This is a genomic window from Streptomyces sp. NPDC048248 (assembly GCF_043201875.1).
GTDB lineage: Bacteria > Actinomycetota > Actinomycetes > Streptomycetales > Streptomycetaceae > Streptomyces.
In genome coordinates this window covers 410,760-436,000 of sequence record NZ_JBICZL010000007.1, presented here as the reverse complement: position 1 = coordinate 436,000, position 25,241 = coordinate 410,760, and the positions used below count along the sequence as shown (strand labels likewise).

The window sequence follows — 25,241 nt, the reverse complement described above, 5'->3', positions numbered from 1 at the left end:
CGTCGCTGATCACGAGGCCGATACGGGACCGGCCGGGCGACTGGTCGAGTGCAAGTTCGAGGTGGAGCGTGGCGGGCAAGTGCGGGCGGCACTCCTGCCCGTTCGATTCACTCGTCAAGGGGACAGCGGCGAAGCCGTAACCCGAGCGGGGGATTGCGTGAAGGCGTCGAGAGCACCGGTCTCCTCGGTGAGGCGTGGATGGGAGCTGCGGTCGAAACCTTCGGCCACGCCACTGACAATCAGGTGGTGCCGGTGCCTGAATCCGGACAATCCGAACGGCCCTTTCGGCGGCGGCTACGAGTCCTCGATCGGGCCGGATGGCCTGGGACGGAGCTGGAAGAAAGGATTCTCGAATTGGTCGAGGAGGTCCCGTGGTTGAGCGGGCGGTGAGATGGCTTGATCTGCCCGCACGGTGGCGCCGGCCAGGTCGGACTCCGGGGTGGCGGACCGCGAACAGGGTGACCGGCGGCTAACGTCAGCCCCTTCAGCGCCGGACGCCCGCGAGGGTGCGGTTCACGAACTCCGTCCCGCACGCGCCCGAAGCACCGCTACGGTCCGACGCCCCGGCCTTGGTCCCGTGACACTGCTCGGCGGTGAGCCGTGGCCTGCCGGAAGGTGACGAAGGAGCGCAGCATGGCCATCCCCGCCCCGCACATCCACGACGCGATCACCGCCTATTTGCACCGACACCCAGACGAGCAGGCCCTGCTTCAGCCGCTCCTCGCCCGCGTCGCGGCCGGCAGCGACGTCACCGACCGCACCGACTTCGAAGGCCATGTGACCATCTCGGGCGTCGTCGTCAACGACGCGGACGAAGTCCTCCTGATCCACCACAGGGCCTCGGGGCGACGCATCCAGCCCGGAGGCCATTGCGAGGCGACCGACCGCACCCTGGCCGACGCCGTACACCGGGAGATCGCCGAGGAGACCGGCGTCACCGCGCTGGAGCCCCTCTGCGGCGGCGAGCCGGTCCACATCGACGTCCACCCGATCGAAGCCCGCCCCGACCGAGGCGAGCCGGCGCACGAGCACGTCGACGTCCGTTACGTCTTCCGCACCCGGGGAAACCCCGAGGTGACCTTGCAGATCGAGGAGGTGGCAGGCGCCGAATGGTGCGGCCCCTCGCAGTTGGGCGACCCCGTGCTGCGCGCCCGCCTTCTGAGCGTGCTGGGACGCCCGAAAGAAGGCCGCCCGGCCGAGGACGACCCCTACGGCACCCTGGTGGTGATCACGAACGAGGCCGGCGAGGTCCTCATGCACCTACGCGACGACAAGGAAGGCATCTGGGCGCCGGGCACCTGGGCACCGATGGGCGGCGGCGCCGAACCGTACGACGCCGATCCGCACGCCACCGGAGTACGCGAGCTGCACGAGGAGGTCGGCCTACAGGACGTCGCACTCTCCCCGATGTTCCGCGTCGACTCCGACGGCTACCCCGTCCACGTCTTCCACGGATGCTGGGACGGCGACCCGACCACGCTGGTCCTCAGCGAGGGCACGGCTCTCGCCTTCATCGCTCAGACGGGCTTCGACCGGATCCCGATGAACGCCTCGGTGAAGCAGGACACGCGCCGCGTGCTGGACCTGACCACCCCCAAACCGGCCCCGTACGGCTACGGCACCCTCGCGCTGATCCGCAACGATGCGGGACACCTGCTCATGCACCGCAGGGACAACAATCCGGGCATCTGCTGGCCCGACACCTGGTCACCCATCGGCGGCAAACCGGAAGCCGAGGACGCCGGCCCCGCCGCCACGATCCGCCGCGAAGCCTGTGAGGAGGTCGGCCTGCAGGTGCCACTTGAGCACCTGCTCACCCACACCGCGGACTCCGGCCATCTCACCTACGTCTTCCGGGGCGAATGGGACGGTGACCCCGACAGCCTCGTCCTGACCGAAGGCACCGCGCTCGCGTTCGTCGACCCCCGGGACATGCGCGGCCTGCCGATGAGCCCGCCGGCGAGGTACGCCGCCCTCAGCGGGCTCTCAGCCGACCTTCAGGACCAGGCCCGCGCGGACGGCATCCGCGACTTGGTCCCCGCGGGCGTCATCGCCCACGACGACGCCGTCCTGTTCGTGCGACGCAGCGCGGACGACTACCGCGGCGGCACCTGGGAGCTCCCCGGCGGCCGCCGCGAGAAGGGTGAATCCATCCTGGACTGCCTCACCCGCGAGGTCGGCGAAGAGACCGGCCTGGCCGTCCGGACGGTTGAGCAGTACCTGGGCCACTTCGATTACACCAACGCACGCGGCCGCACCAGCCGTCAGTTCGTCTTCACACTGATCCCCGACAAGCCCGGCCCGATCACCCTGACCGAACACGACCGCCACCAGTGGATCCGCGACACCGACGAACTACCCCCCACTACAGAGCAGTTGCGCACCTTCCTGACCACGCACCGGCCCGGACGGTAGTAGCGCGATCCCCCACGATCGCCCCGCGCGCGAGGAGCAGCAGGTTCCCGGCCGACCTGGCTGGCGGCGGGACGGGCAACCACGAGCTGAACAGCTCACCGCTTCGAGTGCCAAGGCCAGGCCGGGAGCGTGCCCCTCTCCTTCGTGGAGCCGTGGACCCGTCTGCTCCAGCAGGATGCCCGGGATACTGCGGCAAGTCGGCAGAGTGCGCTCACCAGCGACTGCGTCGGGGCACCAGCCTTCAGGCACGCGTATAGGTGAGGAAGGCCGCGCCGCTGTCCAGGACGGTGTGGTCCGTGAGGTTCCAGACCCGCGGATCGAAGGCGGCCGTGCGGCCGAAGAGGGGGATGCCGGTCCCGATGGTCAGCGGGCCCAGCTTGACGATGAGTTGGTCGATCTCGCCATACAGGGCACCCGCCAATTCGCCACCGCCGATCAGCCAGATGTCTTTGCCGTCCTCCTGCTTCAGCTCCCGCACCTTGGCCACGGGGTCGCCGGTGACCAACTCCACGGCCGGATCGGGGCTCTCCACCAGGGTGGTGGAGAACACCAGGTGCCGCAGGTGCGGGTAGGCGTCTGTGACACCGGCGTCCAGACCGATCTCGTAGGACTTACGCCCCTCAAGGACGGTGTCGAAGTGGGTGCTCTCTGCTGTGATGGCCAGTGCCTCCCTGGCCGCGGCGGGCAGGGTCTCGGGATACTCGGCGGCCAGGTGCTGCACATAGTCCTGGGGGACCGGCCAGAAGCCGTCAGGTCCTGTGGGGTTGGCGCCGTCGGGCCCGGCGATGAAACCGTCGAGGGTTGCGGCAATGTAGTAGACGAGCTTGCGCACGGAGCGTCCCCTTGTGGATCGGCAGGTCGGTCGCCCTCCGACCGGTCGGCCGATGGGTGCCTCAATAATCACCGTGCATCTGACCTGGGACAATATCCGGCTGCGGAGCATCCACGACTCCGAGCTCCACCGTGACCGGCACACGGCGGAACGCTGCGCCAGCGGGAGCCTCCATCCCGCGTGATCACGACTGGAGACAGGCACCTGGTGCGATCCCCTCGCCCCGGCGACGAAGGGGCGTGGCTGAGCAGTACTCGTCCGCGATGCGCTCGTATCCACAGCCGATGCACTTGCACCACCGGGTCGAAGACCACCGCATCCGCCATCCGCGGGTTGTGGCAGCCCTGCGGATGCCGGTCCTCACGCGTGGGCGGCAGCGCAAGGAACTGGACCCGGGCGGGGCCGAGAATGGATGACGGAACGGCAGCGCACGGTCCCTCGATCACCATGAGACGTAGAGAGAACTCCATGATCGGGGGCCGTGCCTGCACCAGCGCAGCTAACTACTCCCGGACACCCTTGAGGGACGTGTTACGCAGTCTCAGCACACATGCCCGGTCATGGTCGTATCCCAGCGCATGCCGGCGGCCATGTGCTCCAGGTAGCCCGCGTCGCTGACCGTCACCACAACCTCCGCGTACGGAAGTTCGGCGATGGAGTGGTCGCCGAACAGATCCCACACCTCGTAGTCGTCCAGATCGGCGGGGCCGTCCGGCTCCTGCGGATCCCAGGGCGCGTTCGGGTCTTTCAGCGCTGCGACCTCACTCAGTAGCGGGACGTTCCGATACCGGTTGATGTCGTAGGAGGTCACGATGTCGGCGGCGCGTTGTGAGAACTCCTCGGCATTGCCGGAAGTAAAGACGGAGTAGCCGGGGCGGCTGCCCCCGCTCAGCATGTACACATCTTCCGCTTTACACCTGGGTTCGAGGACGGTCTTGCCGTCGTCCGCGAGCAGGTACCCCTCTTCGGTAACCCTTATCTCTTTACCGAGGATGAGTTCGAAGAGATTCGAGAACTCATCCTTCAGCCGCATGCCTGCGGTGATGTTCTTGCCCTGCTCCTCGGTGAAGGGGTACCGCTCACCGTTTTCATCGTCTTCGTTGTGCAGATACCCGTTGTCCAGCTTCCACCAGGCGTCGGCCAGGAGAGACAGCGGGAAGACGGTCTCTTCTGGCACGAAAGGGACGTCGGGGTTAACGATGTGGACCCTCCCACGGAGGGTTGAGCCTTCGACGGAGTCGACGGACACGGTAAAGATCGTGGTCACGCTGGGGCGCCCCTTCAGACGGAAACGGTGGTCACACTTGATCACCAGTCAGCCCGGATAATAGGTGCCGGCACTGACACTCGCTCCTGACGTCAGACGCATGCCCACGCATCCGGTGGCGCCCAACCGGACCGTCGGACACAGCCCTCAGCACCAGCCCACTTCATTCTGTCGGGCGCTGTGAGCAATGCGTCGCTGGCGGGCAATCACTTCTCAGCCGGCAGCGCGGTCCGGTACAGCGTGCTTCCGGGTGTCACCACGTATACCTCCTTGTCGATGACGACAGGAGCCGGTGCGTGGTAGCGGGAATTGGCGTCCATTGAACCCGTTGGGGCTTACCCGTGGACCGGTGGCGGCCGGTAAGGGCGTCAAGTGTGTGCAGCCGTCCCTGCGCGTCGGTGAGGAAGATCGAGCCGTGAAGGCCCCGCTCACCCGCCGAGCCGCCGCCACCTCACGACGGAAACGGGTCCGGAACTCGGGATCAGCGGCGTGCTCCGTGCGGATCAGCTTCACCGCGTACCTGCGCCCCGAGACCGAGCGTGCGAGATAGACGACGCCCATCCCGCCCGCCCCAGCTGGTACCCGCCCACCGACTCCGGAACCCCAGCCCCCAACGACACTCCGTTGCCCCCTGGTCTCAGCCTGGGCACCCCTTGCGTGCCGCCCGTGTATTGGATCTTCGATGTCCAGGCTATGCGGGGAGGGAACCGGCCAGACAACTTTCAGATTCTTTGGCCGTAGCCAAACGTCGCCCCCAAGACTCCGGACGCACCGACCGGCGGTTGCAACGAATCATCATCGGAGGCCAGGAGACACGGCAGGGACACTCGGCGGACGCGTCTGACACCCGCGTGAGCTCTCACCGGCCGGCCGGGCCGACTGCTGCGCCGACCCAGTTGTCGGCGGTCCCCCTGGGGGCCGCCGGCAGCGCCCTCCGCCGGCAGCGCCCTGGCCGTCTCCGCCGCCGTGCGTACGGCCGTGCCGGGCAGCACCGTGGACGACACGACGGAACGGACCAGTGCGTGACACGCTGCCCCGAACGGGTGCCCGCAGCCGCCAGGCATGCACCCCACGGTCGATCCGCCGCTCTGCCGAACGACAGGAACGGGGAGGTGCCGGGGCGTCGGTCGGAAGCGAGCGCTACGGAAAAAGGATGCGCGCGAGGCCTCTCCAACGGGCTCGCCACAGGCTCGCCTCCGCCCGGCTGTCGCCCGCTTCATCGCTGTTTCATCGAAATTTCAGTGCCTCCCGCGACAGTGAACCGGACCGCGTCGGAGCCGACGCGCTATCCGCTGAGCAGCAGTCCCGCGAGAAAGCACGGGAACAGCGGGGACGTCCCGATGAGGAGACCACGTTGAGCGAGCACCGCCCCACCCGCAGGGGTGCCCTGAATGCCGTCGGCGGAATCTCCGCGGCGATGGCCTTCGGTGGGGCCGGAGTCCTCTCGACGGCGTCGCCGGCGAGCGCAGCCGAAGACAATCCTTCGCGACCTGGGCGGCACCATCGCCCGGCTCCGTAAGGCGTATCTGGGCCGCCGGCGGGCCCGGTGCGGTGTCGGGGCGATGTTCGTCCCTGGCCGCACGTTCCGCCGGATCCGCGTGGAGTGTGTGTGGAGTTTCGATGAGTGATGGCCAGTCAGGGGGAGCGTGGAAATGGGTATGACGGACACATCTGGCGCGTCACCGCCGGAGTCGGCGGTGCGCGAGGCCGAAGGCGGGGAGGGGGGACCCGGCCGGGAAGCGGTCCGTCTGGTCCTTGCGGGCGGGCTGGTCGGTGCGGCGCTGCTAGCGGCGTCCCTGGTCGTCGGCCTCACCAGTTCTCCCAGCATGAGCGTCCCACGGCTGCCGAAGATGCCCTCGTTGCCGACGGCTCCCGGCTCGATGCCGACGGGGTTCCCCACGAGTCTGCCCTCGGGCCTGCCGAGTCTGCCCCCGATGCCGACGTCCCGACCGTCGGGCCCCGGCTCGATGCCCACCGACTTTCCCACGGGCATGCCTACCGACCTGCCCACGAACCTGCCGAGCCTGCCTCCCCTGCCGACCGATCTGACGGGAGGTGGCTCGTGAAGGGCCTCGCTTCCTTGCCGCTACGCGACGACCGACTGGCGCACACCAGGGCGTTGATGATCGCTCGGATTGCGATCGTCCTGTACCTGGTCGAGTTGCTGTTGAACATGACCCGTCCCCGGGTCCTGCCCGACGAACCAGCCTTGTCGATCTTCTACGAACTGCCCGCGGGCCTCGGCAAGATGCCCGGCATCGCCGGCTCGCTCGACCGGCTGCTGTCCATGCCGCGCGCCGTCTTCTGGTGCACGCTGGCGGGCATCGTGGCGGGGGTGGTCATCCAGATCGCGGCGGCCGTCCTGCGCCGATCCGAACGGGGCTCGGTGGCGCTGACCTGGCTGACGTTGGGGTGCCTGCTGTTGCCGTTCGGTCTGTTGTCGCTGGTGGTCGTCGTCGAGTACTTCCCGCTGGTGCTCGCCTGTGTGCCCAGTACGGCCCTCGTCCTGCTCCTGCTGCGCGGCGGGGTGCGGTTCGCCCGGGTCCCGCTGGCCGCACTGCTGGCCGCGTTCGCCTGGGGCGCGTTGATCGTGTTCGGACTGGGCCGCGCCTACAGCGGGCTCGCGTTCGGCACCCTCTTCGGCTACCTGGGAAAGACCTCCCCCACCGACATCAGCCGACTTATGGAGAACCAGTTCCGCACCATCGACATGCTGGTCGTGCACCTCAGCGTCGTCGACACGCTGGCCGTCGCGGGCGGCGTCGCGTTGCTCTTGCTGTTGTTCCGCCACCGCGTCACCGATGCCGTGAGCGGCCTGGTCCTCGGCGCCGCCGTCGGACTCGGCTTCAACTTCGTGGAGAGCGCCCTGTACATGAAGATCTACGGCTCGCTGGGCGGCATGCTCGGTTCGACCGGCGGCTTCGAATACTGGATCCGGCAGTCGATTGGTCTGCTCGGCGGGCAGGTGGCCTACGGCGCGCTGCTGGGGGCCGGGCTCGGCGTCGCAGCCCGGGCACGGCGGCGCGGGCTCATCGCGACGGCCGCCGTGGTGGGGGCGACCGGCGGGGCCACCGCCTCCGAGCTCCTGTCGGGATGGCTGTCCGGACTCGTCCGTGATCACGTCGAGGTCGGCAGCGCGCTCGACGTCCTGGTGGTCTCCCCGTTCCTGTGGCTGCTTCCCCAACTGCCCCTGATCGCCCTGGCCGTCGCGCTGCTGGTCCGTGGTCTACGGGCGCGCGCACCAGCGCTGCGGGCGGCCGTGGCGGAGGAGGTCGCAGCGGGCCCGGCCATCACCCAGGCGGAGGCGCCGGTCCTGACCTCGCCCGCGCTGCGGCTCTGGGCGGTGGTGGGCACCTGGCGCTGGCACGGCTGGCGAGCGGCCCACGCGCTGCACCGCCTGCACTCCGTCCAGTTGGACCTGGCCGGCCACCACGTGCACACCGATCCCACAGACAGTGCTCACGCCGACGAGTTGCGCGCACGGATCGCGCGGCTCAAGGGCGTGCCCTTGGAGGTAACCCCATGAACGGTCTCAGAATTACCTGGCGGACGGCCGCCGGCGCCACCGCCCTCGCCGCATCGGTGCTGCTCCTGACCCCACAGCCGGCCTCGGCCTGCACGGTCGGGATCGGCTACAAGCCGTCGTTCGACGTCCGCGACCTGAGCCACCCGAAGACGTGCTCGACGGGCGCCTCGCTCGGCGGCGCCGGCGCGGTCGCCGTCCTGGTCCCCGGCGCCCTCGTCGCGGCGAGCTGGTGCGCCCATCGGAAGACCGAGAGGGGCTTCGGCGCACCATCGGAGAACGGGAGCACCGGACCGAGCCAAGCCCTGGCCAGCTACCTGGACGCCACTGGCATCGCGGTGGGCCGCCGGCGCGACGGCTCGGCGGATCCGGTCTCCGGCTCCGCGAGCCGGACCGAGCAGGAAACGGGTGGGCACAGTGCGGAACGGTCGCTCTAGCCGCGCCGTGCGAGGAGGCCGGTGGGGCGCCGCCTTACTGGCCGTCGGCCTCCTGACCATCAGCCTGCCGGCACCCTCGTCGGTGGCTTCCGACACCCCCGGGACCAGCCAGTCCGCGACGCCCGAGGCGGGAGGCGAGTTCGCAGACATCGTTCACGAACTCCTGGCCGACCCGATCGGCCGGGCCGGATACGAAGCGCACCGAACACTCAACATGCATGACGGCAACCGTAATCTGGCCGTCATCTGGTTCGATGTGAGCAATTATCAGGCCTCACATTTGGAATCGATCACACGGCAGTTCGACGCAAAACCCTCCCGCTCGGACTATTACATCGGGTACGGCAAACTGCTGAAGCGCGAGGGAAACGAGGCGCTCTTCAAGCGGATAGGCATTCAGGGAGACGGCCCACTCCTGGAGTTCGCCGCAGTCAACGATCCACGCCTGGACCACTCCGAAGCCATCATCTACGACAAATTTCTGTACACCGTCCTCCGAAGCCTCGGCCTTGGTCATAAGGCGATCAAAAGGCTGGAGAATCGGGCGAAGGCCGGCTTCTCGGACCGTGGCCGGTGTGCGAAATGCCGCAAACTCACCAGCGCCATCGACGAGAACAACAAGGATAAGAGCAAGAGTAACTTCGTATCCGGAACGGGCTACGCGACCAAGCAGGAGAAGTCGGAGTCCGCGAACCGGGTGAACGCCCTCAACAGCAAGGCCAAATCCATACTCGACCGGGAGCAGGAACAGGCGAGGCAACAGGCCAAGTCAGCCCTACCGGTATCGGGCGACACACAAGCCCCCTGCGTCTCGATGGGGAACAGCAACAAACGTCCCGTCATGGCGATGACCACACCTCTTGCCGCCGGCCCATGTGACGACGACGAGAGCGCGCAGTCGGGCGCTCTCGGCCAAGCACTGTCCGCCAACCCAGGTGCCGACGCTTACGGGGGCGTGGACTTCTCGACGTTGGAGATGCGTTACATCTCCGACGGCTCAGAAGGGGTTCAGTACGCATATAATTCGCGAAGCCTATCCAAGGGCTACCAGCAGGACACCGCACTCGGAATGCGGATGGTGAAGAACCTGGGATCCGACCTGCGGACATGGCTGGTGCTCGATCCGCAGAAGTTCTGGGTCAACCTCAATCCCACCGAACCGGACCGCATCGTCGACTCCGCGCTCGGGGAGACCAACGCCGGACGCGCCATGCTGGAGGCGGACTTCCAGATGAAGCGCACGTCGGCGAAGATCCTGCACCCCGACTCGGCGACGGGAAAACAGTACTGGCGGCAACTCAAGAGCGCCGCGGACGGGTCTCTCTGCTTCTCCTCCCGGATGTGGATCGTGCCCGGAAAGGTCGAGGTCCGCCAGGACGGCGACGCGCTCTACATCCTCAAGGCGCAGCTCGACGTGAAGACCCAGTCGGACCACATCGACGACCCTTACGCCAAGCCGTGCAACGCCGACCCGGCCACCAACGCCCACAACGAGAACCTGGAGCGCACGCTCGTCCTGCCCAAGGTCGTGCAGGCGGTCAACGACGCCCCGGAGTACGCGCCGCTGCGCCGTGCGTTCATGGCTCGGATCATCGCGCAGTGGGTGCGCGAGCGGCACCAACAAGGGCACCGGACCTCGTTCGACTCGCTGATCGGCTCCAAGGACCTGGGCCCGGCCAAGATGACCGGCGACTGGCGTCCCAGGAAGGTCTTCGACGACTACGTCCGCTCCTATCGCAACAAGGAGTTCGACATCACGCGGGAGACCAACGACGGACGGTTCAGACGCCTCACCCGCTACGTGTACGGCGGCGCGGACCTCACGAACGTCCAGCTGACCGGCGTCTCCGGGCCGGAGATGCGCAAGCGGTACCCACAACTCGCCCAGTCCGCACGGTCCTCCACCGCCCGCCGGGTGACCGCAGCCGACGGCTCGATCTGGCTGGGCGGTTCCGTCCAGGTGCCGGAACGGGGCTTCTGGGACGACCTCAAGGACCAAACCACCCGCCTCACCAGCGGAAACGGTCCCCTCCTCGTGGTGATCCTGCTCGCCCTGGGAGCCGTCCTGTTCGGCTTCCGCAACCGCCCGAGCCGCACCAAACGCCCCACCGTGTGAACCCGACCGGATCCCACGGCCGACCGCCCGGCGGAGGCACCCGCGACGGTGCGATCGCACCGCTCGCGGACTGCCACGCGGGAGCTGGCCCCGGGGCAGCGTCGCCTTGACGCTGCCCCGGGGCCAGCTCCCCGCATCCACATCAGGCAGAGCAGGGTAGTTCGGGCGGAGGCGGGATGACCGAAGGAAACGGCCTGCTCCCAAAGGAGCCCCCCACCGGCCGCTCCTCCCTCCTCCGAGGGAGGGAGAAGATGGGTCACGTCGGCGATGTCCGGGGGCGCTGCCGCGGCGAGGATCCAGGGCATGAACAAACCCGTCGCCTTCACCACCGCCCCACTCCTCGTCACCGTTTACGCAGGCATCCGCGTTCTGGACGGTCTGGACGGCGAGCGCGGTCCCGGTCCGGCCTGGACAAGCGGTCACCTCGCGTTCCTCGCCGCGTTGATCCTGTTCGTCCCGGTGTTCCTGGAACTGCGCCGACTGGCTGGCCGCGGCCTCTTCGCCACGACTGTGGCCGTCGTCGGCCTCGTCGGTGCCATCTGCTCCATGGCACAGATCTCCGTCGATATCGTCGTCGGTGCGCTCGCCGCGGACCACGAGGCCATGCGGGGGATGTTCGCCAACATCCGGAGCGTCCCCGGGGTGAACGTCGTCATCTACACCGTGGGTCCCGTGCTGCTTTTCCTCGGCCTGCTCGTCCTCTTCTGCCAACTCGCGGCGGTCCGGGCCGTTCCCGTATGGAGGGCGGTGGCGGTGGTGCTCGCCGTGCTGGTCTCCCTCCTCGGACTGGACACGCTGCCCGCTGTGGGCCTGTTGCTGTACGCCGGACTCGCGTCGTTTCCCCGTCGCGGCGTCTTTCCCGCCACCGCGCGCAGCTGAACTGAGAAACCGTCGAACACCCCCGTGGAAGAATCCGTTCTCATGCGCGCGCTGCCCCTCTCCCCTTCGCTCCGCCGCCTCGCGGATTCGCCGTGGTCGGAGGTCACGCTCGCCGCCGTCACCACCGTCGCCCAGATGGCATCCCTCCTGTTCGTGCACAGCGACAGCGGACGCCCCTGGCACTGGTGGGGGTACGTCGCAGCGGTCGGGGCATCGCTTCCCCTGGCGGTGCTGCGGCGCGCGCCGGCGCCGGTCCTGCTCGTCTGCGCCACGTTCTCCGCCCTGTACGACCTCGCCGCCCCGCTCGCTCCGCAGCCGCTCTGGTACGGAGTCCTCATCGCGTTGCACGGGGTGGCGTCCACGTCCCCGCCCCGGGTACGGGTGCCGGTGTTTCTGGCGGTATGCGCGGGCGGCCTCGCCTCGGTCGGCTCGCCCGACACCGCGACACGCGGCCTCGTCCTGTACGTCGCCGCATACGCGCTCGGACGGGCATCCGCCGGCTCCCGTGCCGAGGCGGCCGTACTGACCGAACGGGCCGCCCGCCTCGAACGGGAACGCCGGATGGACGAGGAGCGCGCCGCCGAACGCGAACGCGCCCGGATCGCCCGCGACATGCATGACGTGCTGGCCCATTCGATCAGCCTCATGGTCGTCCAGGCCGAGGCAGGGCCGGTCGTGCTGGACACGGACCCCGCCCGCGCCTCGACCGCGTTCGGCGCGATCGCCGGCACCGGCCGCGACGCCCTGGATCAGCTGCGCCGGATGCTGGCCGCCCTCAAGGACGACGACGACCCGCGCGACCCGCAACCGACGATCCACGACCTGCCCGCGCTCACCCGCCAGGTCGCAGGGGCAGGTCTGGACGTGTCCTGCACCGCTGAGGGCGAGCCACGTCCGGTGCCCACCGACTGCGGTGTCGCGGCGTACCGGATCGTGCAGGAGGCACTGACCAACGTCGTCAAGCACGCCGGCGCTCAGCGCGCCGAAGTGCGGTTGCGCTGGTGTGCGAACGTGCTGGAGATACGCGTCGTCGACGACGGCCGCAGCTCAGGAAAGAACCTTCCCTCCGGCGGGATGGGCCTGATCGGCCTCCGCGAGCGGGCCGCCGCCTGCGGCGGGACCGCGACGGCGGGACCCCGGGAGGACCGCCTCCCGGGTTTCGAAGTGAGGGCGCGGCTGCCCCTGGCCGCGCCGGCAGTGGGGGTGGTGGCGTGACGATCCGCGTGGTGGTGGCCGACGACCAGGAGCTGGTACGCGCCGGATTCGCCATGATCCTTGCGGCGCAGCCCGGCATCGAGGTCGTCGCGGAGAGCGGGGACGGGTTCGAGGCGGTCGGCGCAGCCCGCGCACACCGCCCCGACATCGTCCTGCTCGACATCCGGATGCCGGGGATGGGGGGCATCGAAGCGGCCCGGATCATCTGCGGCGAGACGGACTGCCGGGTGATCATGCTGACCACCTGGGGGCAGGACGACTATCTCTTCGACGCCCTGAGCGCGGGCGCGAGCGGCTTCCTGCTCAAGGACGTACGGCGGGACGACCTCGTGCACGCGGTCCGGGTGGTCGCGGCGGGCGACTCCCTGCTCGCCCCCTCCGTCACCCGCACCCTGATCGCCGCCTTCACGTCGGGCGCTGCCGGGCCGCCACCGCGGACCGAACGCCTGGGCGTCCTCACCGCGCGCGAGCGCGAGACGATGCGGCTGCTCGGCGGCGGCCTGTCCAACGCGGAAATCGCCACGGCGCTGGTGGTGAGCGAGCACACCGTCAAGACGCATGTCAGCAACGTCCTCACCAAGCTGGGACTCCGCGACCGGGTCCAGGCCGTGATCGCCGCCTACGAGACCGGCCTGGTGGTCCCGGGGCGCCTCACGAACTGACAGCGGCGGGCGCACGAACGAAGGCGCCCCGTAGGCGGTTGGCCGGACCGCCAACGTCTATGCGGTTTCAGGGTTCTGTGGGCTGGTCATGCGGCTCTCCTCTCGCCGGTCGGGTCACATCGGCCTGTGCGTGGCCCCATTTCAGCATCAGCCACCGACAATGAGCCCAGGTCCGTGACCCCGGCAGCGGCCTATCCTGCGTCCGCCCGCGACCGCGGCCGCGTCATGGTCGAGACGCTGCAGGCTCTCGTCAACCTGACAACCGAAGATGCGGCGTCACTGCGGACGGTGGCTGCGGACCTCCAAGGGCCATTACGTCTACCGTTGATCGAAGGGTAGTCAGGCGGACGTGGAGGTAGCGATGAGGGTCGTGTTCGTGCACGGGGCGTGCGTGCGGGACGGTTCGTGGTGGTGGCACCGCACCGCCGAACTGCTGCAGGAGCGAGGGGTGCTGAGCGTGGCCCCGGGGCTGCCGAGTTGCGGCGAGCCGGACCTGCCCGGCGGGCTCGACGGCCCTGGGCTGTCCGAGGACGTTGCCGCGGTGCGGCAGGTGCTGCGGGCCGGCGACGAGCCGACCGTCGTGGTCGCCCACAGCTACGGCGGCATCGTCACCGCGGAGGCCGCCGCGGGAATCGGGTCGGTACGCCACCTGCTGCTGGTCTCCAGCTACCTTCCGGAAGTCGGGCAGAGCCTGTCGGAGTTCGGGGACGGCAGCCCCGCCCCGTTCCTCGATGTCGACCCCGACGCCGGCACGTTCGGGGTGCGCCCCGAGCTTCTCGTGGACACGTTCCTGCAGGACTGCGACCCCGAGGTCCAGGCGCAGGCGGCGGACCACCTCGCCCGGCAGAGCGTGCAGGTGACCGGGCAGCCCGTCGGTGCGGCCGCATGGCAGCAGGTGCCCTCGACGTACCTCATCTGCGCCCAGGACCGCGGCACCCCACCGCGCCTACAGCGCGAGTTCGCCCGCCGGGCCGGCAGCGTCGTCGAACTCGACGCCGGGCACCACCCGTTCTTGTCCCAACCCGCCGCGGTCCGGGACGTGCTGCTGAGCCTGTGACCGCAGCCGCGGAGGACGGTCTGTCCAGCTCGACCACAAGTCCGGTGCCCTCAACCTCGGGATCTCCCTGCCGAACCCCTCGCGTTCCGAGAAGACTCATCGGTGATGAAGCCCTACCTCAAGGCGGACTCCAGCGCTGCAGCAGTAGACCCTGAATTCGTGGAAGGGACCTTCCAGCGGAAAGCATTGCCGTCGCCGTCGACGTAGATGAGTGTGCCGCCCTTCTCCGCGACGGTGATATCGAACGCAACAGAGTCGACCTGGTAGGTCTTGGGCGGGACACCTGGAGCATCCTCACTGAAACCTATGGGAGCGAGCCTTCCCGCGCCGTTGCTGTTCCCTGCCTTGACGGTCTTCCCACCAGGTGCCCTCCAACGGAAGCCACCGTTGCCGGCTGTCGTCGTCACCTTGGTCTTGGACCGATTCCCGGCTTCAAACCTGACGACAGCGAAGAGACCGTGCTCCGGGGTCTCAGCGCCGGCCTTGTCGACGTAGACGACAGCATCTGGGGTGATCTGCGCGGTACCCCTCCCACGGACACCGGCCGTGTCGGCGCTCTGCCCGAAATTGAGAACCGTGGGCGAACTTGGATGCGGAGCGCTCTTGTCATCGCTGCCGGAACAGGCAGTAAAACTCAGACAACAGGTTGCTGCGAGCGCGGATGCTCTGATGATGTGGCGCATGATCCCCCCGGGTAGAAGCAGACGCAGAATGCAAAGTCTGCACTACGCCAGCATGTTGGATGGATCGTGGTTGCCCGGTCGTGACCAGCAGCGCGCTGGTCGGGGCAGCGGTCCGGCACGACCATGGAGTGGCTCCCCTTTCCCCGAAGATGAGCCGACGCCGCACCCTTCTGTGCCCAGCCTCCGTACGCCACTGTGAAGAACGTCAGGGTGGCAACCGCACGAGGGATAGCTCGTGATCGACGTTGCACGCCTGCTGTGGCTGACCGTGCTCTGTTGCCGGCCGCTGCATGGTCACGGTCATGCAGTGGTGAGAGGCACCAAGACCTACAGGAATTCCTTCGCATCTCCCAGCACCAACAGCCACCATTGGGCAAGGTGGCGGCCGCTTCCTTCGGGCTCAGGGTTGCTCGACGCGGCCTCTGACTCGGCGGTGCTCCGCGTTATCCGCTTCCTCGTCGGCCAGGAGTAGTCGGCCGGGCCATTTGCGATGCGAGACGAAGAGGCCGGTATTGATTTGGCCCCGTCGCCAAGCACGGTGACACCTTCGCAGTGCCGGGCGAGGCCGGAGTTGCGCCAGACCTGGCCATCGGTCGGTTTCCTGGGACCGGCCCGCCCTCCCACTCGGCGCAGGCCCTCTTACCAGTCCCCTCCCAATTGAACCGGACCTACTTCCCACTTGGCGTAGACCTTCCTCGTGATCCTCGGCTACGCTCCGGCTGACACCGAATGAGAGCGCTCTCACCTGCTCGCTGTTCCACCCCACCGCACTGGAACACAGAAGGGCCATCTGCCGTGAGACGTAAGACAGCGATACGCACAGGAATTTCCGCATTCCTCCTCCTCGGTTCCTGGGCCACCGTCGGGTTCGCCCCGGCCTCCGCGGCCCCCTCTCCCGTACCTGAAGCCCCCGCATCCACCGGTCTGCTCACCGCGATGCAACGAGACCTCGGCCTGACAGCTGGTCAGGCCCAGGCGCGCCTGGCCGCCGAGAAGACAGCGACAGCTGTCGAAGCCAAGGCACGTCGCGCGGCGGGTGAGTCCTACGGCGGCTCCTGGTTCACTCCAAGCAGCGGCAAGTTGACCGTCGCAGTCACCAGCGCCCACAAGGCCGATGCCGTACGGGCGGCGGGTGCGACCGTACGACTGGTCCAACACAACGCCAGGCACCTCGACGCGGCCAAGAAGCGCATCGATGCGCTCTCCGCCCCGGCCGGCGTGAGCAGTTGGCACGTCGATCCCAAGGCCAACCGCGTCGTGGTAGACGTCGTCACAACCCACAAGAACGACAACAACGTCCGCGAATTCCTCGACCGAGCGCGGCAGGCCGGTCCCGTCACGGTCAAGGAGGCCGCACAAAAGCCCCGGACCTTCGCTGCGGGCACGGTCGGCGGCGATCCCTACTACACGGGCAACGTCCGCTGCTCCATCGGCTTCTCCGTACACGGCGGCTTCGTCACAGCCGGCCATTGCGGCCAGGCGGGCGCCTCGGTCAGCGGCTGGGACCGCTCGGCCATCGGCAACTTCCAGGGCTCTTCCTTCCCTGACAACGACTACGCATGGGTGAACGTCGGCAGCGGCTGGTGGACCGTGCCCGTGGTCCTCGGCTGGGGCACCGTGCCCGACCAGCTGGTCCGCGGCTCCAACGAGGCGCCGATCGGTGCTTCGATCTGCCGGTCCGGTTCCACCACTCACTGGCACTGCGGCACCGTCCTGGCCAAGAACGAGACCGTCAACTACAGCCAGGGCGCCGTCCACCAGATGACCAAGACCAGTGTCTGTGCTGAGGGCGGCGACTCGGGCGGCTCCTTCCTCAGCGGCGACCAAGCCCAAGGCGTCACCTCCGGTGGCTGGGGCAACTGCACCAGCGGGGGCGAGACTTGGTACCAGCCGATCAACGAGATCCTGAGCCGTTACGGTCTGACCCTCCACACATCCTGACGCTGCGCAGGGCCGGGGCCTGACACCACGCAGGGCCCGTCTTTCCTCCGGAGCCGCCCGTCTCCGCACCGAGAGAGACGCGTAACAGGCCAGGCCCGGCCATCAGCGCAGCCGACGCAGAGACTGCCACCCCGGCCGCAGCCCCGCTCGGAGAACTGTGGCGCACCAATGACCGCCCCTTGGCGCGCTCCAGGCCAGGCACGGTCATGGCATCTTCCACGCGTGACATTTGCCAGCGACGCCTACTTCAGCTGGCGACCCTCACCGGACTCGCCGGCTTCGGCAAGGCGACATTCGCAGGCACCCCCCAGTATGGGGCGGCTACGGCAGAACGCCCGCCATGTCGGGGAGGCATGGCGGGCGGTCAGGTTCGTGAAGTTGTCGCGGTGGCCGTTTCGGGCACGCCGGATGCGCGACCAAGTCGATCGCGGAACCATAACGGCGAGCAATGAGCTTCTTGTAGCAGGTCAGGGCGGCGGCCATGGCCAGGCCTCGGCTCTGCCGGTCGTTGCGGCCACGTACTGGATCTTGAGACCACAAGCAGCCCATGGCAGGCTCATGCCGCATGATCGATGAATTCGCGAAAAGCAACCTGCACGGGAGACTGCGGCGGGACCGCAAGGCGCTGCTCTGGAAACTCGACGGCTTGTCCGAATACGACGCCCGTCGACCTTTGACAGCGACCGGGACCAACCTCCTCGGCCTGGTCAAACACGTGGCCACCGTCGAGGCCAGGTACTTCGGCGAGGTCTTCGACCGCCCTTCCCCGGAACCGCTGCCCCGCTGGCAGGACTCCAACGGCAGCGATCTGTGGGCTACCGAGGACGAGACCCGCGATCAGATCATCGGGTTCTACCGGCGCACGTGGGAACACTCGGACGCGACGATCAACGAGCTTCCCCTCGACGCCCCCGGCCACGTGCCGTGGTGGGCGGAGGACACGAACCTGTTCGCCATCATGGTCCATGTCCTCGGCGAGTCCATCCGGCATACCGGGCACGCCGATATCCTGCGCGAGGGCCTCGACGGCCGGACCGGGTTGCGCGCCGACCACGAGAAGCAGATCGACGAGGAAGCCCGTGCAGCCTTCTGCTTGAAGATCGAGCAGGCCGCCAGGTCGGCCGCACCAACCAAGGCTTAGAGGTTGTCTCCCGTGACGTGATGTCCGTGCGGCATGCTGCCGGTCGTGGGTGCTGACCAGCGGCCGTACCTGGCGGCATCCGCCGCCGACGTTCGGCACGTCGCCCGCCACCGCGCATCGCCGCTTCACGGTATGGACCGAGGCCGGCCCGTGGCGTCGGCTGCACCGGGCGGTGCTGGAGGAATTCGGGGCCCGGGGCGAGGTGGGCTGGACCTCGGCGATCGTCGACGCGGCCTCCGTTCGCGTCAACAGGGGGAGCGCTGACCGGGCCGAACCCGGTCGATCACGGCAAGAAGGGCAGCAAGCCGCACGTGCTGTCCGATGCCCAGGGCATCCCGCTCGCCGTCGCCGTATCCGGCGCGAACATGCAGGACAGCCTCGCCCTCAAACCGTTCATCCGCGGCATACCCGCCGTCCGGTCCCCCGGGGACCACGGCGGCGCGACCCGTCAAACTCCGCGCGGACAAGGCGTACTTCTTCGCCGAACACCGGCCTGCCTGCGCGAGCGCAGGCTGGCTCGCCGCGCGCATCGGCGGCCCGGCATCGAGTCCGTCGAACGCCTCGGTCGGCAGCGCTGGAGGATCGAGCCCCTCCGGACCCGCCCCGGGCGGGCGGCGACCACCGGCGGGGGCTGGCTGTACTGTTCCTGGAAGGAAACGGCTGGCCCCGGGCGCTCGCCGAAGGCCCGGCCGACGCCGGGGCGGCGAACAAGTTGGTGTGCGGGGCCGACGGGACCGGGTAACGTCTTTGTCATGTTCTTCCAGACGCCGATTTACGAGTGAGAGCGTGATGGGCCCCTGCTGACGTCCTTCGGCGTCGCCGCCCCTCCCCCACCGATGAATCCGTAGATCACTTCACACCATTACCGGGAGAACCCATGACCGTGAGCAAGAACATCAACAACCCCGTGGGTATGGGTGGCGGCCAGCGCAAGAGGCTGTCCCGCGCCGAACGGCAGAACAACGGTCCGCACCGCAACCTCGACCGCCAGGGTGCGGCCGACCAGAAGGCGGAGCTGGTGCGCAAGATGCGCGAGAAGGCAGGCGCAGCTGAGGGCGCCGGGCAGGCCGGCGGAGACACCGCACAGAGCTGACACGCCGCCGCCGGCGGCGGCACCAAACGGGGCAGGGTCCGGACCGCGACGCGCGGTCCGGACCCTGCTGCCGTACCTGACGCGGCCGGTCCCGATCTGCTTCCGGCCGACACCCGCGTCTCGGCCGACAACCCGGGGCAGCCGCCGATTCAGCCAACACTCAGCCTTCCTGGTCTGGTGGCTGGTGTCCGAGGCTGGTCACCGCCGAGGCCACGCCCGGCACGGCGCGACGCACCAACGGTGTCGGACGGGCGTTAGAAGCTGGGGCCCACCGCCGGGTGTCGTGCGGCTGTCGGATCGGGGATCGGGACAGCTTCCATGAGGCGGGACCGGCGCTGTAGAAGGCTCGCACCATCCAGCGGGTGCGAGAGGTCAGCGCGGGTTCAGGGCGCGCCTGGCGGCGTGGATGATGTGGTGGGCGTCGGCCCCGTCGAGGGCGGATTCCCGGAGTGTCCTCCGGGTCCGCAGATAGAGGGCGAGGGTGTCGGCGTCGTCGAGCCACGCCCCTCGTTGATGCTGCCGAAATCGGTCTGATCCGTTTGCTCACCGCCGCGGCAGCCGGACAGCTCCGCCGCGAGGTTCTCCCGCCGCGGCGGCAAGCAACTCATGATGTGCGCGGGCTACGAGAGGTGCTCAAGGACGCGCCGCTCGAAGCTCCGGAAGGCAGCTTCGAGCTCCCACTCCTGCTGAGCCTTCGGGCTGGAGTCCAGCAGCGCCTGGCAGCGGGCGCCCGGATCACTGGCTCCGGGTTCCTGCCCGGCGCACCGCGCCACGGGAACGTACCTCCGCTTCGGCGTCTTGCCGTTCCACAGACTCTTGCCCGGCAGGAACGCCTTCTCCAGCGACGTCCGGGCGATGCCCTTCAGCTCCGGGTACGACAGTCCGTAGGTCGTCGCGGCCCGCTCGTACTCGCGGGAGATGTCGGTGCGCGAGATGCCCGGGTCGTCGGTGGAGATCGTCACCGGAACGCCTGCCTTGCGGTAAGTCTGGAAGGGGTGGCCCTTTCCGGAGACCTGCAGGATCTGCTCATTGCTGGTGAGGTTCGCCTCCAGGGCGACGCCGCGCTTCGCCATGGTGTGCAGCAGCTTCCTTGGCAGGTCCTCGTGCTTCAGGTCGACGCCGTGGCCGATGCGCTCCGCGTGGCCGGTGCGCACCGCCTCGTTGATGTGGAAGGTGAGATCCTTCGGCTCGGCGAGCTCGGGGGTCAATTCGCCGGCGTGCAGGGCGATGTGGGCGTCCGGATATTTCTTGTGCAGGAAGTCCAGCATGCGCATGTGCAACCGGTAGTTGCGCAGCGCGTTCTTGTCGTCCTCTGGCTGTACGAGATTGACGCCGACGAACCTCTTATCTTTTTCCGCGAGCGCCATGCCGAGTTCCAGTTGCGTGAACACATCCGCGGGTGTCAGCGCGCGCAACGCGTGAGAGATGAAACGGGTCTCGACCTTGCAGCCGGGCTGTGCGGAGGCGGTGCCGCACTGCGCGGCTTTGCGGAAGTCGCGATCGGTGTTGTCGGCCTCCGTGCGAGCCACGTTCACCAAGCGGTCGAGCTTGCCGCCCGAGGTGAGGCGCTGGTGCATGGCGGCCAGGTCCTTGTCGTAGCCGACCTGCTTCGCCAGCTTCGCGGCCTGCGGGAACGCGGGGCTGATCATCGTCTCCAGGTACTGCTGGTGGTTCCTGGCAGCCGTGTTGGCCACGTCGGCTTGAAGCTTCCCGTTGAAGTCATTGGTGGTGACCGCCATGAATTTGTCGAACGTGGCGAAGAAATGGTCGTGCCCCGCCCGGCTCGGCTTGTTCTGCGGGAAGTCCTTCATCGACCAGGCCCGCGTCAGCTTCTCCCGGAAGGCGGCATCAGCGCGCACATCGGAGGCCGGGCGGCTGCCGTCCTTGCAGGGGCCCTGCACGGCAGTTGAGCTGTCCTCCTCGATGCACATGCCGTTCCGCACGGCGAGGTCGATGAGGAGCCGTGTGGAGGCCGCGCCGGAAAGGTGATTGTGCAGGTCGGCGCCCTTGGGTATGGCGCGCATGAACTCCCGCAGCTGGTGGGGGTCGCTGCGTATGTGCTCCAGGTGCGCAGCGACCCGCTGTTCCCTGGCGATGGCGTTGCGCTCGGAGTCGGGCTTTGGCTTCGCGGCGTCGGCGGTGGCGAGCGGCAGGGTGACCGCAGAGGCGACGAGGAAGACGCCCACACCCACTGTCGACGCGCGTAGACCCTTGAGTGACCTGCGCCTTGCGAAAATTTGGCTCATGGACACGATATTTTCGGTGTCCGGAAGGCATTTTTCAATCCCGCTCACCCGATCTCCACCTCTTGCGTCTCCACCACAGCCACGGCGCCGTCGTGAAGAGGGAACGACGCGACCGTGCCGGTGAAGACGCCGGTCATGGTCAGGTTGGGGGCGAACCAGCCGGTGAAGAGGCGTCCGGCCGTGCCGTAGCGGTTGCTGAGTTGGTGTGGGGACCATGGGCTGAGGAACAGGGCTAGAGAGTCGAACCGTGCGTCGACGCCGGCCACAGATTCCTGGCCCTCTTGGAATCGGTTCCTCTTGGTGGTCGGGCCGGCGGTGCAAGGCAGGCCGCGCGAGGGTCAGGACGCCGCCGGAAGGAGCCCCCGCTCCACGGCCGCGTCCCGGACTTCTTCGTACAGAGCGGGGAGGGTCTCGCTGACCTGGACCCGCGGGAGTTGCAGGCGTCCAGGAATTCCGTGCCGAGCGGGCCCGGGAGAGGAGTGAAGCGGCGCTGGGCGACCTCCTCCTCGATGCGGGCCTTGTCGTGGGAGTGCTCGGCGCTGTGCTGGGTGGCCCACGCCGAGGGATCTCCCGCCTCGATCTCCACGAGATCACGCATCAGGCACATCTTGAGCATCCGCTCAAGCTCCAGAGCGTGCCCGAATTCCCGCTCGAACTGCTGGTGGAGCAGCCAGCTGACCATGGCCAGGTGCCAGGAGTGCTCCGCCACGCTCGCACATTGCCATTCCGCGCCCAGAAATGATCATTGATAGTTTTCCAGGCAAGTTATTACGTTCCTGCGAAACCTATTGTCAGCAAGCAACAGCAAAGGAATGAACTCGTATGGCAAAGTTCTACGCCGCGTCGGAACTGGATGGAACATTGACCGGATTCCGCTCCCGCGGCCCGGCGACACTCACCGAATGCCTCGCCTCCGGCACGCTCTGACAGCCAGTATTCCGTGCACCATCAAGGCGAACACCGGTGACGGCATGAGGGTCTTAACAGGCACCCGCCGGGCGGACATCAACCCCACCCACCCCAACGTGATCAGCACGCCGACCAGCATGCTGCCCCTCGAATTCGCCCGATGTCACGCCGACGGCATGGTCTCGTCGGCGGCCGAGCTCGCCCCGGTCCATCTCACCGAACTGAGGGCGGACGACCTGCGGACCGTGGCCGGGCTCTGCCGCCACCGCCCAGAGCGGCAGGACGAGTAACAACAGCAGCAGACCGGTCCCTCCTACCGCTGCAATTACTCAAACTGGCCTATCTCTTGCTTAATTCATTCGAGCGAGATTCGGCGAATGAGCGCCGCTCATGACACCTGGCCTGTCAAGATCACCGACGGCTGATCACGGCCCCAACACACCAACTCAACTCATCCAAGGAGTTACTCCCCATGGCTACTATCTCCAGAACTGACGCCCAGGAGCGCAAGGCCGCAATGACGGCGTCAAAGCGTGACACCAAGGTGTGGCATGCTCTCACCTTCGAGACCCTTGATGGCGCCGTAGAATTCGTCAACTACGAGCCCGCCCAGATCGCCGGAGAGTTCGCGTTCTCCAACCGCTCCGACGGGCAGGTGGACACCATCGTCTTCCTCTGACCGCCCGCGTCGCCGATCAATTTGCGCGCGGATGGAACCCGGTAACAGCCCGAGAGAGCTGTTACCGGGCGCCTTCGGGGGGGGGCTCGCAGGGCGAGGTTTCCGAGGAGGCCCGCGCCCTGTTCAAGGCGAAGGTCACGGCCATGGAGAAGGGGCGGCCTAGCGGCGCGGCCACGGCCCTGCCGAGGCCCTTGTGTTCCGGTACATAGAGGCCATTGCCGCCACAGTGCCCCGCGGCCACCAGCATCCGCGACCTGGCCCTGGTGCCCCTTCATTCCGCGGGTCGCCGGCCGCGAGCGCGAACTGGCCGCCCTGCGACTGCTTGCTGCCGCCGAGGGCAGTGGGCCGGTCGTCGACATCGGCGTCTCCAAGACCCCCTCACCATCCACCTGCCCTCCGGCTCCCGCGCCCACCCGTTCCCGGCGCGGACCTGGCACCGCTGGCGAGTGCCCGCCAACCTCACCGACCCCGACGGCCACACCTTCCGCCACCTGCACAACAGATGGGGCACCGTCATGGACGCGAGCCGCGCCCCCGCGGCCGCCCGCGGCGCCCTCACCCAACTCGCCCCCTCGCTGGCGAGCCAACCCGAAGCCCGCCACCGGCCGGAGTGCCACAAGGCCTTCAAGGAGCAGATCAGCACCCGAATCAAGGTCCGGCCCGGCTGATGACAAGCTCCGGGCTGGCGGCATCCAGCTCAAGATGCTCACCGGACGATCACCGCGATCTACGAACCCAACGGCGCGGGCGCCACGTTCATCGCCTTACCCGCTGTCGCGGCTGCTGCGGTGGCGATGTCTGCGACCATACGAACAGTACATCCCAGGCATAAGTGCCATCAGATGGCTACGTTTCTCCGGCAAGATGGCGGCGAAAATGTACAGGCCCCGTTCGGACCAGCCGCGTTGTGCGCACGAGGGAATGCGTTCAGCTCGACATGGCCGCTGCCCTCAACTCCCACCGTGGTGTCCGCCAAGAGCTTGTTGCTGCTCTGCACATTCCCTTCTTCGGCTAGCCCCGCTACCTTCCGGCCCTCCCCCTACGCAAGGAGGGCCCTATGCGGAACGGATTGCGAATTGCCGCCGTGGTGTTCGCTGCCGCCGGCCTAATGACTCCAGTCGGTGCGCAGGGGGCACCGGCCGTGCCGAGCACACCGACGCACGGCGCGCACCGGCCTTCGGCGGCCCGAGTGGTGCCGGTGCCGGGCACGGTGAACGCACGGGACGTGGGCGGCTACCGCACGGTGGACGGAAAGACCACCAGGTGGGGTGTGCTGTACCGCACCGAGTCGTTGTCGAACCTGCCGCCCGACGGAGTCACGGCCCTGGCCGGCCTCGGCCTCGGGAGCGCGATCGACCTGCGCACCGCACCGGAAATTCAGGCGGACGGGCCGGACAGACTGCCTGCCGGGGTGACGACCGTGCCGCTGGCCATGGACGACAACAGCCTATTCGCGTTCATCGGTCAGGTGGTGCGCAGCAAGGACCCCGCATATCAGCAAGCGCAGCTCGGGGACGGGAAGGCGGCCGCACGGATGCGGGGCCTGTACCGGGGATTCGTCACCAACCCGGCCAACCGCGCCGCCCTCGGAACCGCGATCAAACACGTGGCTGCCACGCCCCTGCCGGTGCTGTTCCACTGCTCAGCAGGCAAGGACCGGACGGGGGTTCTCGCGGACACGATCCTGCGGGCGGTCGGCGTTCCCGCGTCGACGAGCGAGGGCGACTACCTGCTGTCGAACGAGCTGCGCGCCGCCACGGACAAGGCGCTGCGGGATCAGGTGAAGGCCGCGGGCTACATGGAGAACCCGGACCTGCTCATTCCGTTGCAGCGAGTTGAGACCGCGTACCTGAAGGCGTTCAGGAACCAAGCCGTCGCTTCGTACGGCAGCTTCGGGAAGTTCCTCAGCAAGGGTCTGGGCATCGACGCATCCACAATCCTCCAACTGCGGACAAAGCGTGTGATGTGACGAGGCGTCATTCAGAGCACTCGGGGGTCTCTACGACCGAAACCGGCAAATTTCCCGGCCCACCGAACCACCGAGACGGTGGCGGCGATCAGGGGGCTGACAACATGACTGAGGAGCCGTCGCGCCGCCGCCCCTGTCCTGTCTCCCCAGCGCGATACCCGCTCAGCGCCGCACATG

At 68.1% G+C, this 25,241-nt stretch carries 22 protein-coding genes and 3 pseudogenes; 16 read left to right on the top strand and 9 right to left on the bottom strand.

Annotated elements, in window-relative coordinates; genetic code table 11:
• Nucleotides 1-633: 633 nt before the first annotated feature.
• Entirely contained in the window at nt 634-2,415 is a 1,782-nt protein-coding gene (locus tag ACGFZW_RS17825; RefSeq protein ID WP_393894055.1) for an NUDIX domain-containing protein, read from the top strand.
• Between the two features lie 241 nt (nt 2,416-2,656).
• Here the strand turns inward: ACGFZW_RS17825 and ACGFZW_RS17820 are convergent, their stop codons facing one another.
• From ACGFZW_RS17820 to ACGFZW_RS17805, 4 genes and pseudogenes are all read right to left on the bottom strand, one after another.
• Entirely contained in the window at nt 2,657-3,247 is a 591-nt protein-coding gene (locus ACGFZW_RS17820) for a dihydrofolate reductase family protein (protein ID WP_393894054.1), read from the bottom strand.
• A 202-nt stretch (nt 3,248-3,449) separates the two neighbouring features.
• Nucleotides 3,450-3,696 (bottom strand): annotated as a pseudogene (locus tag ACGFZW_RS17815) (IS5/IS1182 family transposase); the annotation flags it as partial.
• A gap of 92 nt (nt 3,697-3,788) precedes the next feature.
• Nucleotides 3,789-4,514 carry a hypothetical protein gene (locus tag ACGFZW_RS17810; protein WP_393894053.1) on the bottom strand — a complete coding sequence of 242 codons (726 nt, stop codon included), beginning with the start codon at nt 4,512-4,514 and terminating at the stop codon, nt 3,789-3,791.
• A gap of 411 nt (nt 4,515-4,925) precedes the next feature.
• Nucleotides 4,926-5,186: pseudogene (locus ACGFZW_RS17805) on the bottom strand (hypothetical protein); the annotation flags it as partial.
• A 986-nt stretch (nt 5,187-6,172) separates the two neighbouring features.
• Here ACGFZW_RS17805 and ACGFZW_RS17800 point away from each other — a divergent pair.
• The 8 genes from ACGFZW_RS17800 (at nt 6,173) to ACGFZW_RS17765 (ending at nt 14,403) form a co-directional block, all read left to right on the top strand.
• Complete coding sequence (locus ACGFZW_RS17800; RefSeq protein ID WP_393894052.1) at nt 6,173-6,580, top strand: hypothetical protein; 408 nt, start codon at nt 6,173-6,175, stop codon at nt 6,578-6,580.
• A 56-nt stretch (nt 6,581-6,636) separates the two neighbouring features.
• Entirely contained in the window at nt 6,637-8,040 is a 1,404-nt protein-coding gene (locus tag ACGFZW_RS17795) for a PrsW family glutamic-type intramembrane protease (RefSeq protein WP_393894051.1), read from the top strand.
• Nucleotides 8,037-8,474, top strand: coding sequence for a hypothetical protein (locus ACGFZW_RS17790; RefSeq protein ID WP_393894050.1), 438 nt, complete (start codon nt 8,037-8,039; stop codon nt 8,472-8,474). Before ACGFZW_RS17795 ends, ACGFZW_RS17790 begins: the two co-directional genes overlap by 4 nt.
• Nucleotides 8,475-8,556: 82 nt before the next feature.
• A complete protein-coding gene (locus tag ACGFZW_RS17785) occupies nt 8,557-10,590 on the top strand; it encodes a hypothetical protein (protein WP_393894049.1) in 2,034 nt (677 codons plus the stop codon).
• Between the two features lie 303 nt (nt 10,591-10,893).
• Nucleotides 10,894-11,469 carry a hypothetical protein gene (locus tag ACGFZW_RS17780; protein WP_393894048.1) on the top strand — a complete coding sequence of 192 codons (576 nt, stop codon included), beginning with the start codon at nt 10,894-10,896 and terminating at the stop codon, nt 11,467-11,469.
• Between the two features lie 42 nt (nt 11,470-11,511).
• Nucleotides 11,512-12,684 carry a sensor histidine kinase gene (locus tag ACGFZW_RS17775; RefSeq protein WP_393894047.1) on the top strand — a complete coding sequence of 391 codons (1,173 nt, stop codon included), beginning with the start codon at nt 11,512-11,514 and terminating at the stop codon, nt 12,682-12,684.
• Nucleotides 12,681-13,346 carry a response regulator gene (locus ACGFZW_RS17770; RefSeq protein ID WP_393894046.1) on the top strand — a complete coding sequence of 222 codons (666 nt, stop codon included), beginning with the start codon at nt 12,681-12,683 and terminating at the stop codon, nt 13,344-13,346. Before ACGFZW_RS17775 ends, ACGFZW_RS17770 begins: the two co-directional genes overlap by 4 nt.
• Nucleotides 13,347-13,707: 361 nt before the next feature.
• Nucleotides 13,708-14,403, top strand: a complete 696-nt coding sequence (locus tag ACGFZW_RS17765) for an alpha/beta fold hydrolase (RefSeq protein ID WP_393894045.1) — start codon at nt 13,708-13,710, stop codon at nt 14,401-14,403.
• Nucleotides 14,404-14,516: 113 nt separating this feature from the next.
• On the opposite strand, the gene ACGFZW_RS17760 is transcribed toward ACGFZW_RS17765, so the two are convergent.
• Nucleotides 14,517-15,086 (bottom strand): hypothetical protein, encoded by a 570-nt coding sequence (locus tag ACGFZW_RS17760; RefSeq protein WP_393894044.1) that lies wholly within the window; start codon nt 15,084-15,086, stop codon nt 14,517-14,519.
• Between the two features lie 409 nt (nt 15,087-15,495).
• Nucleotides 15,496-15,677 (bottom strand): annotated as a pseudogene (locus ACGFZW_RS17755) (IS5/IS1182 family transposase); the annotation flags it as partial.
• A gap of 204 nt (nt 15,678-15,881) precedes the next feature.
• On the opposite strand from ACGFZW_RS17755, the gene ACGFZW_RS17750 reads away from it, so the two are divergent.
• From ACGFZW_RS17750 to ACGFZW_RS17740, 3 genes are all read left to right on the top strand, one after another.
• Nucleotides 15,882-17,027 (top strand): S1 family peptidase, encoded by a 1,146-nt coding sequence (locus ACGFZW_RS17750; protein WP_393894043.1) that lies wholly within the window; start codon nt 15,882-15,884, stop codon nt 17,025-17,027.
• A gap of 565 nt (nt 17,028-17,592) precedes the next feature.
• Nucleotides 17,593-18,168, top strand: coding sequence for a DinB family protein (locus ACGFZW_RS17745; protein WP_393894042.1), 576 nt, complete (start codon nt 17,593-17,595; stop codon nt 18,166-18,168).
• Nucleotides 18,169-19,045: 877 nt separating this feature from the next.
• Nucleotides 19,046-19,261 carry a DUF6243 family protein gene (locus tag ACGFZW_RS17740; protein WP_393894041.1) on the top strand — a complete coding sequence of 72 codons (216 nt, stop codon included), beginning with the start codon at nt 19,046-19,048 and terminating at the stop codon, nt 19,259-19,261.
• Between the two features lie 620 nt (nt 19,262-19,881).
• Here ACGFZW_RS17740 and ACGFZW_RS17735 read toward each other — a convergent pair.
• From ACGFZW_RS17735 to ACGFZW_RS17725, 3 genes are read right to left on the bottom strand one after another with little or no spacing between them, the layout of a single operon-like run.
• Nucleotides 19,882-21,507: an adenosine deaminase gene (locus tag ACGFZW_RS17735; protein ID WP_393894040.1), complete on the bottom strand. Its 1,626-nt coding sequence runs from the start codon at nt 21,505-21,507 to the stop codon at nt 19,882-19,884.
• Between the two features lie 44 nt (nt 21,508-21,551).
• Nucleotides 21,552-21,773, bottom strand: coding sequence for a hypothetical protein (locus tag ACGFZW_RS17730; RefSeq protein ID WP_393894123.1), 222 nt, complete (start codon nt 21,771-21,773; stop codon nt 21,552-21,554).
• Nucleotides 21,740-22,216 (bottom strand): HD domain-containing protein, encoded by a 477-nt coding sequence (locus ACGFZW_RS17725; protein WP_393894039.1) that lies wholly within the window; start codon nt 22,214-22,216, stop codon nt 21,740-21,742. Before ACGFZW_RS17725 ends, ACGFZW_RS17730 begins: the two co-directional genes overlap by 34 nt.
• 262 nt (nt 22,217-22,478) lie before the next feature.
• Here ACGFZW_RS17725 and ACGFZW_RS17720 point away from each other — a divergent pair, with 262 nt between their 5' ends.
• The 4 genes from ACGFZW_RS17720 (at nt 22,479) to ACGFZW_RS17705 (ending at nt 25,064) form a co-directional block, all read left to right on the top strand.
• Complete coding sequence (locus tag ACGFZW_RS17720) at nt 22,479-22,706, top strand: hypothetical protein (RefSeq protein WP_393894038.1); 228 nt, start codon at nt 22,479-22,481, stop codon at nt 22,704-22,706.
• Nucleotides 22,707-22,888: 182 nt separating this feature from the next.
• Nucleotides 22,889-23,095 (top strand): hypothetical protein, encoded by a 207-nt coding sequence (locus ACGFZW_RS17715; protein ID WP_393894037.1) that lies wholly within the window; start codon nt 22,889-22,891, stop codon nt 23,093-23,095.
• 446 nt (nt 23,096-23,541) lie between these two features.
• Nucleotides 23,542-23,763, top strand: coding sequence for a hypothetical protein (locus ACGFZW_RS17710; protein WP_393894036.1), 222 nt, complete (start codon nt 23,542-23,544; stop codon nt 23,761-23,763).
• A 389-nt stretch (nt 23,764-24,152) separates the two neighbouring features.
• Nucleotides 24,153-25,064: a tyrosine-protein phosphatase gene (locus ACGFZW_RS17705; RefSeq protein WP_393894035.1), complete on the top strand. Its 912-nt coding sequence runs from the start codon at nt 24,153-24,155 to the stop codon at nt 25,062-25,064.
• Nucleotides 25,065-25,241 lie beyond the last annotated feature (177 nt).